13 protein-coding genes are annotated in these 15,489 nt (G+C 62.1%); 2 read left to right on the plus strand and 11 right to left on the minus strand.

Translation table 11 applies throughout. From position 1 onward, the window contains the following. Positions 1 to 101: 101 nt before the first annotated feature. From lpxD to rpsB, 11 genes are all read right to left on the minus strand, one after another. Entirely contained in the window at positions 102 to 1,157 is a 1,056-nt protein-coding gene (gene lpxD, locus NMB38_RS16510) for a UDP-3-O-(3-hydroxymyristoyl)glucosamine N-acyltransferase (protein WP_023534150.1), read from the minus strand. 1 nt (position 1,158) lies between these two features. Continuing rightward, entirely contained in the window at positions 1,159 to 1,662 is a 504-nt protein-coding gene (locus NMB38_RS16515) for an OmpH/Skp family outer membrane protein (RefSeq protein WP_023534153.1), read from the minus strand. Positions 1,663 to 1,706: 44 nt separating this feature from the next. Continuing rightward, positions 1,707 to 4,076 carry an outer membrane protein assembly factor BamA gene (bamA, locus tag NMB38_RS16520; RefSeq protein WP_111475252.1) on the minus strand — a complete coding sequence of 790 codons (2,370 nt, stop codon included), beginning with the start codon at positions 4,074 to 4,076 and terminating at the stop codon, positions 1,707 to 1,709. Positions 4,077 to 4,150: 74 nt separating this feature from the next. Continuing rightward, positions 4,151 to 5,503, minus strand: coding sequence for an RIP metalloprotease RseP (gene rseP, locus NMB38_RS16525; RefSeq protein WP_059184139.1), 1,353 nt, complete (start codon positions 5,501 to 5,503; stop codon positions 4,151 to 4,153). A 67-nt stretch (positions 5,504 to 5,570) separates the two neighbouring features. Then, positions 5,571 to 6,761, minus strand: coding sequence for a 1-deoxy-D-xylulose-5-phosphate reductoisomerase (gene ispC / locus NMB38_RS16530; protein ID WP_059183692.1), 1,191 nt, complete (start codon positions 6,759 to 6,761; stop codon positions 5,571 to 5,573). Beyond that, positions 6,758 to 7,573 carry a phosphatidate cytidylyltransferase gene (locus tag NMB38_RS16535; RefSeq protein WP_028686886.1) on the minus strand — a complete coding sequence of 272 codons (816 nt, stop codon included), beginning with the start codon at positions 7,571 to 7,573 and terminating at the stop codon, positions 6,758 to 6,760. Before NMB38_RS16535 ends, ispC begins: the two co-directional genes overlap by 4 nt. Continuing rightward, complete coding sequence (gene uppS, locus NMB38_RS16540; protein ID WP_027913873.1) at positions 7,573 to 8,328, minus strand: polyprenyl diphosphate synthase; 756 nt, start codon at positions 8,326 to 8,328, stop codon at positions 7,573 to 7,575. Before uppS ends, NMB38_RS16535 begins: the two co-directional genes overlap by 1 nt. Positions 8,329 to 8,343: 15 nt before the next feature. After that, positions 8,344 to 8,901, minus strand: coding sequence for a ribosome recycling factor (gene frr, locus NMB38_RS16545; protein WP_049695527.1), 558 nt, complete (start codon positions 8,899 to 8,901; stop codon positions 8,344 to 8,346). Further along, the gene (gene pyrH, locus NMB38_RS16550; RefSeq protein ID WP_023534028.1) at positions 8,898 to 9,641 is read right to left on the minus strand and encodes a UMP kinase; all 744 of its coding nucleotides are present in this window, start codon (positions 9,639 to 9,641) and stop codon (positions 8,898 to 8,900) included. The genes frr and pyrH overlap by 4 nt, the downstream gene beginning before the upstream one ends. Before the next feature lie 180 nt (positions 9,642 to 9,821). Next, a complete protein-coding gene (gene tsf / locus NMB38_RS16555; protein WP_023534066.1) occupies positions 9,822 to 10,685 on the minus strand; it encodes a translation elongation factor Ts in 864 nt (287 codons plus the stop codon). Between the two features lie 182 nt (positions 10,686 to 10,867). After that, complete coding sequence (gene rpsB / locus NMB38_RS16560; RefSeq protein WP_003252287.1) at positions 10,868 to 11,605, minus strand: 30S ribosomal protein S2; 738 nt, start codon at positions 11,603 to 11,605, stop codon at positions 10,868 to 10,870. A gap of 351 nt (positions 11,606 to 11,956) precedes the next feature. Here rpsB and map point away from each other — a divergent pair, with 351 nt between their 5' ends. Both map and NMB38_RS16570 read left to right on the plus strand, forming a co-directional pair. Next, a complete protein-coding gene (map, locus tag NMB38_RS16565; RefSeq protein WP_027913871.1) occupies positions 11,957 to 12,739 on the plus strand; it encodes a type I methionyl aminopeptidase in 783 nt (260 codons plus the stop codon). Between the two features lie 38 nt (positions 12,740 to 12,777). Continuing rightward, a complete protein-coding gene (locus tag NMB38_RS16570) occupies positions 12,778 to 15,477 on the plus strand; it encodes a [protein-PII] uridylyltransferase (protein WP_027913870.1) in 2,700 nt (899 codons plus the stop codon). Positions 15,478 to 15,489 lie beyond the last annotated feature (12 nt).

Here is a 15,489-nt window from a genome sequence, read left to right on the forward strand (position 1 = left end):
GCCTGTATAAGAATAGGGAGCGCAGGTGCTGACCACACGCTCCTTTTGCAATCCAAAGAGGAGCCAGCTAGCGACTGTTCACTCTTGCTCAGGAAATGGTATCAGCCTTCTGATGTCGGCTGCCCACCTGAGGTCACGGTATCGACGCGTTTTTCCAACTGCTGGAGACGCTTGGCCATGTCGTCCAGGTGGCGGATACGCGCGGCGCTCTTGCGCCAGTCAGCCAGAGGCTGCATGGCAGTCCCGGAAGAATAGCCACCCGGCTCGGTGATCGAGCGGGTCACCATGGTCATTCCGGACACGAAAACGTTGTCGCAGACATCGATATGACCGACCATGCCCACGCCACCGGCGATGGTGCAATGCTTGCCGATACGCGTGCTGCCGGAGATACCCACGCACGCGGCCATGGCCGTATGCTCCCCGATCTGCACGTTGTGGGCAATCTGGATCTGGTTGTCGAGCTTGACGCCGTCGGCGATGCAGGTGTCGGACAAGGCGCCACGGTCCACGGCCGTGTTCACACCAATCTCCACATCGTCACCAATGCTGACCCCGCCGATCTGGGCAATCTTGCGCCACACGCCTTTCTCGTTGGCAAAGCCAAAGCCTTCACCACCGATCACTGCGCCGGACTGGATGACCACCCGCTTGCCAATGGTGACATCGTGATACAGCGTGACCCGCGGCGCCAGCCAGCCCCCTTCGCCGATCACGCAGCGGGCACCGATGAAGCAGTGGGCACCGATGGTGACATGGGCGCCGATACGCGCACCGCTTTCAACGACCGCGAAAGGCCCGACACTGGCCGTCGCGTCTACCTGGGCATCCCCGGCCACCACGGCGCTGGGGTGAATCCCCGCCACAGCCTTGGGTTTGGGGTCGAACAGGTGGGAAATGCGGGCATATGCCAGGTAGGGATCGGCAACGATCAGGGCATGACCGGCGAACGCCTCGGCATCGGCGGCCTTGAGCAGCACGGCAGCCGCCTGGCTCTCGTCCAGGTATTTGCGGTACTGCGGGTTGGCAAGAAAGCTCAACTGACCCGGCCCGGCCTCCTGCAAGGTGGCAAGGCCTGTGATCTGCAGCGTCTCGGGGCCCTTGAGGGTGGCCCCGAGGGTCTCGGCCAGTTGGCCAAGCGTCATGGTCACGGTCATATCAACGGGCTTGGTTCATACGCTCGATAACCTGGCGGGTGATGTCGTACTGAGGCTTGACATCAATGACCGCACCGCGCTCGAGCACCAGGTCGTAACCGCCCTTCTTGATCACTTCCTCGACGGCGCCGTCCAGCTTGGGCTTGAGCTGCTTGAGCATGTCGCGGTCGGCAACGGCCTTGGCTTCGTTCAGCTCCTTGGACTGGAACTGGAAGTCACGGGCCTTTTGCTTGAACTCGAGCTCCAGGCGCTCACGCTCCTGCTGCTGCATCTTGTCACCGCCCTTGATCAGGCGATCCTGGATGCCCTTGGCGCTGCTTTCCAGGCCTTTGAGCTTGGTCAGCTGAGGGCCGAACTTCTTTTCGGCATCCACGGCGTACTTCTTGGCGGCATCGGACTCGAGCAGTGCCATCTGATAGTTCAGGACGGCAACCTTCATTTCGGCGAAAGCCGGGGTGGCGACCAGCGCCGCGGCCACTACGGCCATTTGGGTCAACTTGCGCACGATGAACTCCTGGATAAACCGTTGTCGTTAAGCAAGGGCCGACCTTAGAAGGTCTGGCCCAGAGAGAATTGGAACACCTGGGTGTCTGCCTCGTCCGGCTTCTTGATCGGCATCGCCAGGCTGAAGCTCAACGGGCCCAAGGCCGTGATCCACGTCACGCCAAGACCGACCGAACTGGCCATGTCGGAGAAACCGACCTTGGTGCAGTCCGGCTTGTTGCCGCAGTTGGTGTCGAACACGTTACCCACGTCCCAGAAGACCGAGGTGCGCAGGGAACGCTGATCCTTGACGAACGGCAACGGGAACAGCAACTCGACGCCGCCCTGAACCAGGACGTTACCGCCGAATGGAAGCGGGTCTTGGTCGGGGTCGCGAATGGTACCAGGCTTACCAAGACCACTCGGATCATCCGCACCAATGCTAGGTGTGCTTCGTGGCCCAAGCGTGCTGTCTTTAAAGCCTCGCACCGAGTTGAACCCACCTGCATAGTAGTTCTCATAGAAAGGTAGGCCAGAAGTACCGCCGAATCCGTCACCATAGCCAAGCTCAGTATGCAGACGAAGGGTGTAGTTCTGACTGAGTGGCTTGAACAACTGGCCGCGGTAGTCAAGCTTGTAGAACGACAGGTCGCTGCCAGGAATAGTGGTCTCCAGGCTCAAGCTTTGTGAGTGACCCCTGGTCGCCAACACACCCTTGTTCAAAGTCGACTCAGACCAGCCGACAGAGGCCTTGAAGTTTGTGAAGTTACTGCCTTCTTTCTCAATGAAATCGAAGATCTCATTCACGGTGTACTTACCGGTCTTCAGCTTATCCTGCTGCACACTCAACCCATAGGTCAGGCGCGACGTCTCGCTGATCGGGTAACCCAGGCTCACACCGGCACCCAGGCTGTCCACCGCGTAGCTCGCCACGTCGACATCGAGGTCGTCGTAGTTGGTGCTGCGGTAGAAGGCGTTGTAACCCAGGCTCACGCCATCGGCAGTGAAGTAGGGATCGACGAAGCCGAAGTTGTATCGCGACTGGTACTCGGACCGGGTCAGGCCAACGGAAACCTTGTTACCGGTACCCAGGAAGTTGCTCTGGCTGATCGAGCCACCCAGGATCAAGCCTGCGCTCTGGGCAAAGCCGACGCTGGCGGTGATCGAACCGGAGGCCTGCTCTTCGACGCTGTAGTTCACGTCGACCTGATCGTCGGTGCCCGGCACCGGTGGGGTCTCGACGTTCACGTCCTTGAAGAAGCCCAGCCGTTCCAGGCGGGTCTTGGACTGGTCGATCAGGTAGGTCGAGGCCCAGCCGCCTTCCATCTGACGCATTTCGCGGCGCAGCACTTCGTCTTCGGTCTTGGTGTTGCCGCGGTAGTTGATGCGGTTGACGTAGGCACGCTTGCCCGGATCGACCACGAACATGATGTCGACGGTGTGATCCTGGTCGTTTGGCTGAGGCACGCCGTTGACGTTGGCGAAGGTATAGCCTTCGTTACCCAGGCGGCGGGTGATCAGCTCGGACGTGCTGGTCATCACCTTGCGCGAGAACACCTGGCCCGGCTGCACCAGCAGCAGCGACTTGACCTGGTCTTCCGGCACCTTGAGGTCACCGGAGAGCTTCACGTCACGGACGGTGTACTTCTCGCCTTCGTTGATGTTGACGGTGATGTAGACGTGTTTCTTGTCAGGCGTGATGGACACCTGGGTGGACGCGATGTCCATGTTGATGTAGCCGCGGTCCAGGTAGTAGGAACGCAGACGCTCCAGGTCACCGGACAGTTTTTCGCGGGCATACTTGTCGTCATTCTTGAAGAACGACAACCAGTTGGTGGTCTTGAGCTCGAACAGCTGACCCAGGGTGTCATCATCGAACACGTTGTTGCCAACGATGTTGATGTGCTGGATGGCAGCGACAGTGCCCTCGTTGATCTTGATCTTCAAGGCCACACGGTTGCGCGGCTGAGGCACCACCTCGGCGTCGACCTCGGCCGAGTAGCGGCCCTGGGCCACGTACTGGCGCTGCAGCTCGTTACGCACGCCTTCGAGGGTAGCACGCTGGAAGATCTCGCCTTCGGCCAGGCCCGACTGCTTCAGGCCCTTCATCAGGTCTTCGGTACTGATCGCCTTGTTGCCTTCGATCTCGATGCTCGACACCGACGGGCGCTCGACCACATTGATGATCAGCACGTTGCCATCACGGTTCAGCTCGATGTCCTGGAAGAACCCGGTCTTGAACAGCGAGCGGGTCGACTCCACCAGGCGCCGGTCATCGGCCTGGTCGCCCACGTTCAGGGGCAAGGCACCGAAGACGCTGCCGGCGGAAACCCGCTGCAGGCCATTGACGCGGATATCGGAGATGGTGAAGGACTCGGCGTGAACTTCAGCGATCATCAGTGCGGAGAGCACCGCAGTTAGCAACAGACGTTTCATGAAGTCCTTTTATTCCAACTGGCAATAAACAACCTGCCGTCATGAACGACAGGTTTCGCAATTGAGCGAAGCTTTTATAGTCGACCCAGATCGTTGATCAGGGCGAGCAACATCACCCCCAAGACCAAACTGATACCGATCTGGACCCCCCAACCTTGTACCCGGTCAGACAACGGACGACCGCGCGCCCATTCAACCAGGTAGAACAGCAAGTGCCCCCCATCCAGTACCGGGATGGGCAGCAGGTTAAGAACCCCCAGGCTTATGCTCAGGTAGGCCAGGAAATTCAGGAAATCCCCCACGCCGGACTGGGCTGAAGCGCCCGCCACTTTAGCAATGGTTATCGGTCCACTCAAGTTTTTTACCGAGAGCTCACCGAACAGCATTTTCTTCAGTGACCCAAGCGTGAGCACGCTCATGTTCCAGGTGCGCGACAGGCCTTCACCCACCGCCTCCAGCGGCCCATAGCTGACTTCGCGCAGCATCGAGGCCGGCCATTGACCGCCTTTGACGCCCGCCCCCAGGTAGCCTGCCGCCGCCTCACCCTCGCCCTTCACGCCCAGCGTTACCGGTACGTCCAAGGGCGCACCGTCGCGTTCCACACGCACTACCACCTGGGCGCCGGGCCGCGCGCGTACGCTATCGACCACCTGCTGCCATTCGTTCACCGACTGGCCGCCGATGCCCAGCAACCGGTCGCCGGTCTTCAAGCCCGCCGCCCCGGCCGGCCCCTTGGGGTCGATCTCGGCCAGCACCGGCTCGATGGCCGGGCGCCAGGGTTGAAGCCCCAGCGAGCGAATCGGATCGGGCTCATCGGCGCCCTTCAACCACTGGTCGAGTTTCACCTGGCGCTGCTGCTCGGTACTGCTGCCTTCATCGCGCACACCGATGTTCAGCATGCCGCTCTCACCCAGGCGGCGAACCAATTGTAGGTTGACCGCCGACCAACCGTTGGTCGGCTTGCCATCCACTGAGACGATTTCCTGACCGGCCGTCAGCCCTGCTGCTGCCGCCGGGCTGCCATTCTCGACGGTGCCGATTACCGGTCGGATCTGCTGGCTGCCGAGCATCGCCAGCACCCAGAAGAAGAAGATGGCCAGCAAAAAGTTGGCGACCGGCCCCGCGGCAACGATCGCGATGCGCTGGCCGACGGGCTTGCGATTGAACGATTGACCCACCAGTGCAGGGGGCACGTCGCCTTCGCGCTCGTCGAGCATCTTCACGTAGCCGCCCAGTGGAATGGCTGCGATGACGAACTCGGTGCCCTGGCGATCATGCCAGCGCACCAGTGGCGTACCGAAGCCCACGGAAAACCGCAGCACTTTCACGCCACAGCGACGCGCCACCCAGAAGTGGCCGAACTCATGGAAGGTGACCAGCACACCCAAGGCGACGAGCGTACCGATGATCATGTAGAGCGCTGTCATGTCCATCTCCGAATGATGAGCAATGGGTCAATAGGGGTGCTGTCGTCGATGACCGGGCGAGCCCGCCTCAGCGGCCGTTGCGGTCCAGCCAGGCCCAGGCCAGCTCGCGCGCGCGCTGGTCGGCGGCAAACACTGCTTCCAGCGAAGTCAGCGGCACCACGGGCTCCTGGTCCAGTACCTGTTCGATCATACTCGCGATCTCCGGGAAGCGGATACGGCCCTGGAGAAACGTCTGCACCGCCACTTCGTTGGCCGCATTGAGCACGGCTGGGGCGCTGTTGCCTGCCTGCGCCGCCTGTCGTGCCAGGCGCAGGCAAGGGAAACGCTGCTCATCGGGCGCCTCGAAATCCAGGCGCGCAATGCTGAACAGGTCCAGCGGCGCGACCCCGGAATCGATTCGCTCTGGCCAGGCCAGGGCATTGGCGATGGGCGTACGCATGTCCGGGTTACCCAACTGTGCCAGCACCGAACCGTCGACGTAATCAACCAGGGAGTGGATCACGCTCTGCGGGTGCACCACCACCTCGACCAAGCTGGGCGGCGCATCGAACAGCCAGCATGCCTCGATCAACTCCAGGCCCTTGTTCATCATGCTGGCCGAATCGACGGAAATCTTGCGCCCCATCGACCAGTTCGGGTGGGCGCACGCCTGTTCGGGCGTGACGTCCTGCAGGGCCTGGGTCGATGTCTGGCGGAACGGTCCACCCGAGGCCGTCAGCAGAATGCGGCGCACACCCACAGCGCTCAGCCCGCGCGCGTAGTCGCCGGGCATGCACTGGAAGATGGCGTTGTGCTCACTGTCGATGGGCAACAACACGGCGCCCGACTGACGCACGGCGTCCATGAACAAGGCGCCCGACATGACCAGGGCCTCCTTGTTGGCCAGCAGCACCTTCTTGCCGGCCTGCACGGCGGCCAGGGTCGGCCGCAGGCCGGCGGCGCCGACGATGGCGGCCATGACCGCATCCACTTCGCTGGCGCAGGCGACCTGGCACAACCCGGCCTCGCCTTCCAGCACTTCGGTAGCGCACCCTGCCGCTGCCAGGCCTGCACGCAGGCGCCCCGCCGCGTCGGCGCTCGGCACCACGGCGTAGGCCGGGCGATGCCGCACACACAGGGCCAACAGCTCCTCGACGCGGGTGTAGCCGGTCAAGGCGAAGGCCTGATAGCGCTCAGGGTGGCGGGCAATCACGTCCAGGGTACTCAGACCAATGGAGCCGGTGGCCCCCAGCACGGTAATGCGTTGCACTTGACTCACATCACACCCCATTCAGCCGCCCACAACAGCACGGCGAACAATGGGATGGCCGCCGTCAGGCTGTCGATGCGGTCGAGCACGCCACCGTGGCCAGGCAGCAGATTGCTGCTGTCCTTGATGCCCGAGCGGCGCTTGAACATGCTTTCGGTCAGGTCGCCGATCACCGAGGCCATGACCACCAGCGCAGCGCCTGCCAGACCCAGCAGCAGCTGACCAATGCTCCAGTCTCGGCTGATACCCACCACCAGGGTGATCACCAGGCTGACCGCCAGCCCGCCGTACACGCCTTCCCAGCTTTTGCCAGGGCTGACCTGCGGCGCCAGCTTGCGCTTGCCGAAGGCCCTGCCGGAAAAGTACGCACCGATGTCGGCGGCCCAGACCAGAGCCATGACCGACAGGATCAGCCAGTTGCCCAGCGGCCAGTGCTTGAGCAGCACCAGGCCTTGCCAGGCCGGCAGCAACACCAGCAGGCCGATCAGCAGCCGGCAGGCAGCGCTGGCCCACAGTTCGCTGGTGCGTGGGTACGTTAGCACCAGCCAAGTGGCCAACCCCCACCAGATGACGGCAGCCCCAAGCACCCAGGGTGCAAGCTCCGGCAGGATGTACAGCAGCATCAACGCCCCGGCAACGACCAAGGCATAGGCGACACGCAGGGGCTGAGCCATCAACCCCGCCAACCGTGCCCACTCCCAGGCGCCGAGCGTTACCACCAGACCGATGAACAGGGCGAAGTTGCCCCCCTCGAGCAGGAAGAACCCACCCAGCGCTATGGGCAACAGGATCAGCGCGGTAATGATGCGTTGTTTAAGCATTAAGCACGCGCTCCAGCCTCGACCTGCTCGCTGGTCTTACCAAAGCGGCGCTGGCGCGAAGCGAAATCAGCCAATGCACTGCGCATGGCCTCGTGTTTGAAGTCCGGCCAGTAAAGGTCGGAGAAATACAACTCGGCGTAGGCCAGTTGCCACAACAGGAAATTGCTGATGCGATGCTCGCCGCCGGTGCGGATGCACAAGTCCGGCAAAGGCTGCTCGCCGGTCGCAAGGCACGTCTGCAACAACCCTGGGGTGATGTCGTCGGGGCGAAGATGGCCAGCCTGAACTTCACGCGCCAGCCGCTGCGCGGCCTGGGCGATGTCCCACTGCCCACCGTAGTTGGCGGCGATCTGCAGGATGAAGCGGCTGTTGCCTGCGGTCAGCGCCTCGGCTTCGCGCATGGCAGCCTGCAACTCCGGGTGAAAGCGCGAGCGGTCGCCGATGATGCGCAGGCTGATGTTGTTGTCGTTCAAGCGACGTGCCTCGCGGCGCAGCGCCGAGAAGAACAACTCCATCAATGCACCGACCTCATCGGCAGGTCGCTGCCAGTTTTCACTGGAGAAGGCAAACAGGGTCAGCACTTCGACGCCGGCCTCGGCGCAGACTTCGATGACTGCGCGCACGGCATCGACGCCTGCCTTGTGCCCGGCAACGCCAGGCAACAAGCGCCGTTTCGCCCAGCGATTGTTGCCGTCCATGATGATCGCGACGTGACGCGGCACCGAGGGAGGCACCGCTGGCTTGGTCTTTTCCATTAAAAAAACCCGGCCTTAGACGGCCATCAGGTCCTTTTCCTTGGCCTTGAAGGCTGCATCCACCTCGGCGACGAACTTGTCCGTCAGCTTCTGGATGTCATCGGCAGCGCGGCGCTCTTCGTCTTCGCTGATGGACTTGTCCTTGGTGAGCTTCTTCAAGTCCGCCAGGGCATCACGACGCACGTTGCGCACGGCGACCTTGGCGTCTTCGGCAACGCCGCTGGCCTGCTTGGTGTAGCCCTTGCGGGTTTCTTCGGTCAGGGCAGGCATCGGCACACGGATGGTGGTGCCGGCGCTCGACGGGTTCAGCCCGAGGTCGGAGGTCAGGATGGCCTTTTCGATGGCAGCGCTCAGGTTCTTGTCGTGAGCGACGATCTTCAAGGTGCGCGCGTCCTCGACGCTGATCGCAGCGACCTGGTTCAGCGGCATCTCGCTACCCCAGGCAGTGACCTTGACGCTGTCCAGAATGCTTGGGTGCGCGCGACCGGTGCGGATGGCCGCCAGGTTGCGGCCCAGGGCCTCGATGGACTTGGTCATGCGGTCCTGCGCGTCTTTCTTGATGTCGTTGATCATGCTTGGCCTTCCTCGATCAGAGTGCCTTCAGCGCCGCCCACCACGATGTTCAGCAGGGCGCCTGGCTTGTTCATGTTGAATACCCGCAATGGCATGCCGTGGTCACGGCACAGGCAGATTGCGGTCAAGTCCATCACGCCGAGCTTACGGTCCAGGACCTCGTCATAGGTCAGGCGATCGAACTTCTCGGCGTGCGGGTCCTTGAATGGATCGGCAGTGTACACACCATCGACCTTGGTCGCCTTCAGCACCACGTCGGCATCGATTTCGATGGCTCGCAGACAGGCTGCCGAGTCGGTGGTGAAGAACGGGTTGCCGGTACCGGCGGAGAAAATTACCACATCCCCGGAGTTGAGGTGGCGAATCGCTTTGCGACGGTCATAGTGATCGGTGACGCCCACCATGGAGATGGCCGACATGACCAGTGCCGGGATGTTCGAGCGCTCCAGCGCATCGCGCATGGCCAGGGCGTTCATCACGGTAGCCAGCATCCCCATGTGGTCGCCGGTAACGCGGTCCATGCCGGCGGCGCTCAGCGCAGCCCCTCGGAACAGGTTGCCACCACCGATGACCAGGCCGACCTGCACACCGATACCGACCAGCTGCCCTACTTCAAGGGCCATGCGATCAAGCACCTTCGGGTCGATCCCGAAGTCTTCGGAGCCCATCAGGGCCTCGCCGCTAAGTTTGAGCAAAATGCGTTTATAGCGAGGTTGGCGACCACTCACCTGCTGAGCCATTGCGAGTCTCTCCTGCGGCGTACTGTAGAAAATTCGTGCGGGCTGTTTGCAGCCTGCTAACTGTAGCGTGGCACCGTTTCGGCGCCAGCGGCGGCAGCGTCGTGTAAACGCCTCGCCGCTTTGACAAAGAGGCTGCGCGCGTGAGCGGGCAGCCTCTTTGGGGCGACAGACGGGGCTGTCTTACTGCTTGGCAGCAGCAACCTGTGCGGCAACTTCGGCAGCGAAGTCGTCGACTGGCTTCTCGATGCCTTCGCCAACCTTGAAGTAGGTGAAGGAAACGATTTCAGCACCGGCTTTCTTGGCCAGCTCGCCGACCTTGACTTCCGGGTTCATGACGAACGCCTGCTCTTTGAGCGAGGCTTCAGCCTTGAACTTGGTGATACGGCCGTTGATCATGTTTTCAACGATGTTTTCCGGCTTGCCGGCGATCTTGTCGGCGTTCAGCTGCAGGAAGACACCCTTCTCGCGCTCGATGGCTTCGGCGGAGATTTCCGACGAGTCCAGGAACTCGGGGTTGGACGCTGCAACGTGCATGGCGATGTTCTTGGCCAGCTCGACGTCACCGCCTTTCAGGACAACGACAGCACCGATCTTGTTGCCGTGCAGGTAGGCGCCGACCACGTCGCCTTCCACACGTACCAGGCGGCGGATGTTGACGTTTTCGCCGCACTTGGCGACCAGGGCTTCACGGGCAGCTTCACGCGAGGCGATCAGCGGAGCGGCGTCGGTCAGCTTCTGGGCGAAGGCTTCTTCCAGGCTTTCGGCGACGAAGTTCTTGAAGTCGTCTTGCAGGGCCAGGAAGTCGGTCTGCGAGTTCACTTCCAGCAGTACGGCGGCCTTGCCGTCGGTCTTGACGGCGATAGCGCCTTCGGCAGCCACGTTGCCAGCCTTCTTGGCGGCCTTGATGGCGCCCGAGGCACGCATGTCGTCAATGGCTTTTTCGATGTCGCCGTCAGCCTTTTCCAGGGCTTTCTTGCAATCCATCATGCCTTCGCCGGTACGCTCGCGCAGTTCTTTGACCAGCGCTGCAGTAATTGCTGCCATTTCAAAATCCTCTTGGAAAGTTTTTCAACCATTCCACCCGTTTGTGACGGGCGTTCAATTCTGCTAATCCGCTGTCTGTGCCTGCATGCCCATGAAAGGGACGGCTGCCGACAGCAGGATTTCAAGGTGGCAAAAAGGGGGCATAGCCCCCTTTTCGCGTGCCAAGTCGACGCTAGCGTCTATTACTCGGCAGCAGGTGCAGCCGCTTCTTCAGCGTAGACTTCGGTGCCGCCAGCAACGTTGTTGCGGCCACGGATGACAGCGTCAGCCATGGAAGTCATGTACAGCTCGATAGCGCGAATGGCGTCATCGTTACCTGGGATGATGTAGTCAACACCTTCCGGGCTGCTGTTGGTATCGACAACGCCAATGACCGGGATACCCAGTTTGTTGGCTTCGGTGATCGCGATGCGCTCGTGATCAACGTCGATGACGAACAGAGCGTCAGGCAGACCGCCCATGTCCTTGATGCCGCCCAGGCTGCGGTCCAGTTTTTCCAGATCGCGGGAGCGCATCAGGGCTTCTTTCTTGGTCAGCTTGGCAAAGGTGCCATCTTCGGCCTGAGTTTCCAGGTCGCGCAGACGCTTGATCGAAGCACGGATGGTCTTGTAGTTGGTCAGCATGCCGCCCAACCAACGGTGGTCAACGTACGGCGAACCGCAACGAGCAGCTTGCTCGGCGACGATCTTGCCGGCGGAACGCTTGGTGCCGACGAACAGGATCTTGTTCTTGCCCTGGGCCAGGCGCTCAACGAACGACAGGGCGTCGTTGAACATCGGCAGGGTTTTTTCCAGGTTGACGATGTGGATCTTGTTGCGCGCACCGAAAATGTACTTGCCCATTTTCGGGTTCCAGTAACGGGTCTGGTGGCCGAAGTGCACACCGGCCTTCAGCATATCGCGCATGTTGACTTGGGACATGATAGTTCCTTGATAAGTCGGGTTGGGCCTCCACGTATCCCAATGACCAACCCGCGAACCCTGAAGCTCGGGGCACCCAGGCCATCGTGTCGACACGTGTGTGGGTTTGGATGCAGACGGAGCTGGCTCCGAAAGCGGCGCATGTTATACCACAGGCTGCGCGCAAACAAAACACGAAACTCACCCCCCAACCGCCGGACGGCAGGGCATGTGCGCCAGCGCACGACCAGCGACGGTGCAGGTGTGGCGTGTTTGCAAGGGCCGCGTGCCGCTACGAGCCCGCACCTCTGATAGAATGACGCCTTTCCCGATTTGAACGCGCCGCCTGCGGCGCCGAGTAGAGAGCCTGTAATGACCGTCACCATCAAGACTGCAGAAGACATCGAGAAGATGCGCATCGCCGGCCGCCTGGCAGCCGACGTGCTGGAAATGATCGAGGAGCACGTCAAGCCCGGTGTCACCACCGAGGAGCTCGACCGCCTGTGCCACGACTACATCGTCAACGTCCAGCAGGCCATACCGGCGCCGCTCAACTACAAGGGCTATCCCAAGTCGATCTGCACGTCGATCAACCACGTGGTCTGTCACGGCATCCCCAATGACAAGCCCCTGAAAAACGGCGATACCCTGAACATCGACATCACGGTGATCAAGGACGGCTACCACGGCGACACCAGCCGCATGTTCCACGTCGGCACCGTGCCGGTGTGGGCCCAGCGTCTGTCCCAGGTCACCCAGGAATGCCTGTACAAGGCCATCGAACTGGTCAAGCCGGGCTGTCGCCTGGGCGACATCGGCGAAGTCATCCAGAAGCATGCCGAGAAGAACGGTTTCTCGGTGGTGCGCGAGTTCTGCGGCCATGGCATCGGCAAGGTATTCCACGAAGAGCCGCAGATCCTGCACTACGGCCGCGCCGGCACCGGCATGGAACTCAAGGAAGGCATGACCTTCACCATCGAGCCGATGATCAACCAGGGCAAGGCCGACACCAAGGTGCTGGGCGATGGCTGGACCGCGATCACCAAGGACCGCAAGCTCTCGGCGCAGTGGGAGCATACCCTGGTGGTCACGGCGACCGGGTACGAGATCTTCACCCTGCGCAAGGACGACACCATCGCCCGCACCTCGGCCTGAGCCACCCCAGCAGCCTTCGATGACAGGAACCTGACCCCATGCTCCAGCTCGACCCCGAACTGTTCGACCGTGGTCAGTTCCAGGCGGAACTGGCCCTCAAGGCCAGCCCCATACCCGCCTTCAAGAAGGCCATTCGCCAGGCGGGCGAGGTGCTGGACAAGCGCTTTCGCGCAGGCCACGCCATCCGCCCGCTGATCCAAGCTCGGGCCTGGCTGGTGGACAACGTCCTGCAGCAGGCGTGGAACCAGTTCGACTGGGGCGAGCAGGGCGGCATTTCCCTGGTGGCGGTCGGCGGCTACGGGCGCGGTGAGCTTCACCCGCACTCGGACATCGACCTGCTTATCCTGCTGGGAGAGGCCGAGCACGAACGGTATCGCGATGCCATCGAGCGCTTTCTGACCCTGCTGTGGGACATCGGCCTGGAGGTCGGCCAGAGCGTGCGCACCGTCGATGAGTGTGCCGAACAGGCCCGCGCCGACCTCACCATCATCACCAACATGATGGAAAGCCGCACCATCGCCGGCCCGGAAGCCCTGCGCCAGCGCATGCTCGAGGTCACCAGCACGGCGCACATGTGGCCGAGCCGCGAGTTCTTCCTGGCCAAGCGCGCCGAGCTGCAGGCGCGCCACCACAAGTACAACGACACCGAGTACAACCTCGAGCCCAACGTCAAGGGCTCGCCTGGGGGGCTGCGCGACATCCAGACCGTGCTGTGGGTGGCGCGCCGCCAGTACGGCACCCTGAACCTGCATGCCCTGGCCGGCGAAGGCTTCCTACTGGAAAGCGAGAATGCGCTCCTGGCCTCCTCCCAGGATTTCCTGTGGCGGGTGCGCTACGCCCTGCACATGCTCGCCGGCCGTGCCGAGGATCGCCTGCTGTTCGACCACCAGCGCAGCATTGCCGCCCTGCTGGGCTACAGCGACGAAAACCCCAAGCGTGCCATCGAGCAGTTCATGCAGCAGTACTACCGGGTGGTGATGAGCATCAGCCAGTTGTGCGACCTGATCATCCAGCATTTCGAGGAAGTCATTCTCGCCGACGACGACAGTGGTACCACCCAACCGCTCAATGCGCGCTTCCGCCTGCATGACGGCTACATCGAGGCCGTGCGCCCGAACGTGTTCAAGCGCACGCCGTTCGCCATGCTGGAAATATTCGTGCTGATGGCCCAGCACCCGGACATCAAGGGTGTGCGTGCCGACACGGTACGCCTGCTGCGCGAGCATCGGCACCTGATCGACGACACCTTCCGCAACGATATTCGCAACACCAGTCTGTTCATCGAACTGTTCAAGTGTGAAATCGGTATTCATCGCAACCTGCGGCGCATGAACCGCTACGGCATCCTCGGGCGCTACCTGCCGGAGTTCGGGCTGATCGTCGGGCAGATGCAGCACGACCTGTTCCACATCTATACCGTCGATGCCCATACCCTCAACCTGATCAAGCACCTGCGCAAGCTGCAGTACACACCGGTGTCGGAGAAATTCCCGCTGGCCAGCAAGCTCATGGGCCGCTTGCCCAAGCCCGAGCTGATCTACCTGGCCGGTCTCTACCACGACATCGGCAAAGGCCGTCAGGGCGATCATTCCGAGCTCGGCGCGGTCGATGCCCTCAAGTTCTGCGAGCGCCACCAGCTCCCAGCCTGGGACAGCCGGTTGATCGCCTGGCTGGTGCAGAACCACCTGGTCATGTCCACCACCGCCCAGCGCAAGGACTTGTCCGATCCGCAGGTGATCAACGACTTCGCCCTGCACGTGGGGGATGAAACACGGCTGGACTACCTCTATGTGCTGACGGTGGCGGACATCAACGCCACCAACCCCACCTTGTGGAATTCATGGCGAGCCAGCCTGTTGCGCCAGTTGTACACCGAGACCAAGCGTGCCCTGCGCCGTGGGCTCGAAAACCCGCTGGATCGTGAGGAGCAGATTCGCCAGACCCAGTCCTCGGCATTGGACACGCTGGTGCGCGAAGGCACCGACCCAGATGACGTGGAGCAGCTGTGGTCGCAGCTGGGGGATGACTACTTCCTCAAGCACACCGCCTCCGACGTGGCCTGGCACACCGACGCCATCCTGCAACAGCCGGCTGACGGTGGCCCGCTGGTACTGATCAAGGAAACCACCCAGCGCGAATTCGAAGGCGGGACTCAGATCTTCATCTATGCCCCTGACCAGCACGATTTCTTCGCCGTGACGGTGGCGGCCATGTCGCAGCTGAACCTGAACATCCACGACGCCCGCATCATCACCTCCAGCAGCCAGTTCACCCTGGACACCTACATCGTGCTGGACAACGACGGCGGTGCGATCGGCGACAACCCGCAACGGGTCAGGCAGATTCGCGACGGCCTGACCGAGGCGCTGCGCAACCCCGAAGACTACCCCACGATCATCCAGCGTCGGGTGCCGCGCCAACTCAAGCACTTCGACTTCCCGCCGCAGGTGACCATCCTCAACGACGCCCAGCGCCCGGTGACCATTCTCGAAATCACCGCGCCCGACCGGCCGGGCCTGCTGGCGCGGCTGGGGCGCATCTTCCTGGAATTCGACCTGTCGTTGCAGAACGCCAAGATTGCCACCCTGGGCGAGCGTGTGGAGGACGTGTTCTTCATCACCGACGCCGACAACCAGCCCCTGTCCGACCCGCAACTGTGCAGCCGCCTGCAGGAAGCCATCGTGCAACAACTGCAAGCAGGGCAGGCCAGCGCCAGCCCTGCCCGCGTGACCTTTTGACGACATGATTGA

The organism is Pseudomonas sp. FBCC-B35 (assembly GCF_059133755.1).

Excerpts from the sequence above, each read along its gene's own strand:
- lpxD (WP_023534150.1), bottom strand. The coding sequence starts at position 1,157 with ATGACCGTGACCATGACGCTTGGCCAACTGGCCGAGACCCTCGGGGCC.
- bamA (WP_111475252.1), bottom strand. The coding sequence starts at position 4,076 with ATGAAACGTCTGTTGCTAACTGCGGTGCTCTCCGCACTGATGATCGCT.
- rseP (WP_059184139.1), bottom strand. The coding sequence starts at position 5,503 with ATGACAGCGCTCTACATGATCATCGGTACGCTCGTCGCCTTGGGTGTG.
- NMB38_RS16535 (WP_028686886.1), bottom strand. The coding sequence starts at position 7,573 with ATGCTTAAACAACGCATCATTACCGCGCTGATCCTGTTGCCCATAGCG.
- uppS (WP_027913873.1), bottom strand. The coding sequence starts at position 8,328 with ATGGAAAAGACCAAGCCAGCGGTGCCTCCCTCGGTGCCGCGTCACGTC.
- frr (WP_049695527.1), bottom strand. The coding sequence starts at position 8,901 with ATGATCAACGACATCAAGAAAGACGCGCAGGACCGCATGACCAAGTCC.
- pyrH (WP_023534028.1), bottom strand. The coding sequence starts at position 9,641 with ATGGCTCAGCAGGTGAGTGGTCGCCAACCTCGCTATAAACGCATTTTG.
- tsf (WP_023534066.1), bottom strand. The coding sequence starts at position 10,685 with ATGGCAGCAATTACTGCAGCGCTGGTCAAAGAACTGCGCGAGCGTACC.
- rpsB (WP_003252287.1), bottom strand. The coding sequence starts at position 11,605 with ATGTCCCAAGTCAACATGCGCGATATGCTGAAGGCCGGTGTGCACTTC.
- map (WP_027913871.1), top strand. The coding sequence starts at position 11,957 with ATGACCGTCACCATCAAGACTGCAGAAGACATCGAGAAGATGCGCATC.
- NMB38_RS16570 (WP_027913870.1), top strand. The coding sequence starts at position 12,778 with ATGCTCCAGCTCGACCCCGAACTGTTCGACCGTGGTCAGTTCCAGGCG.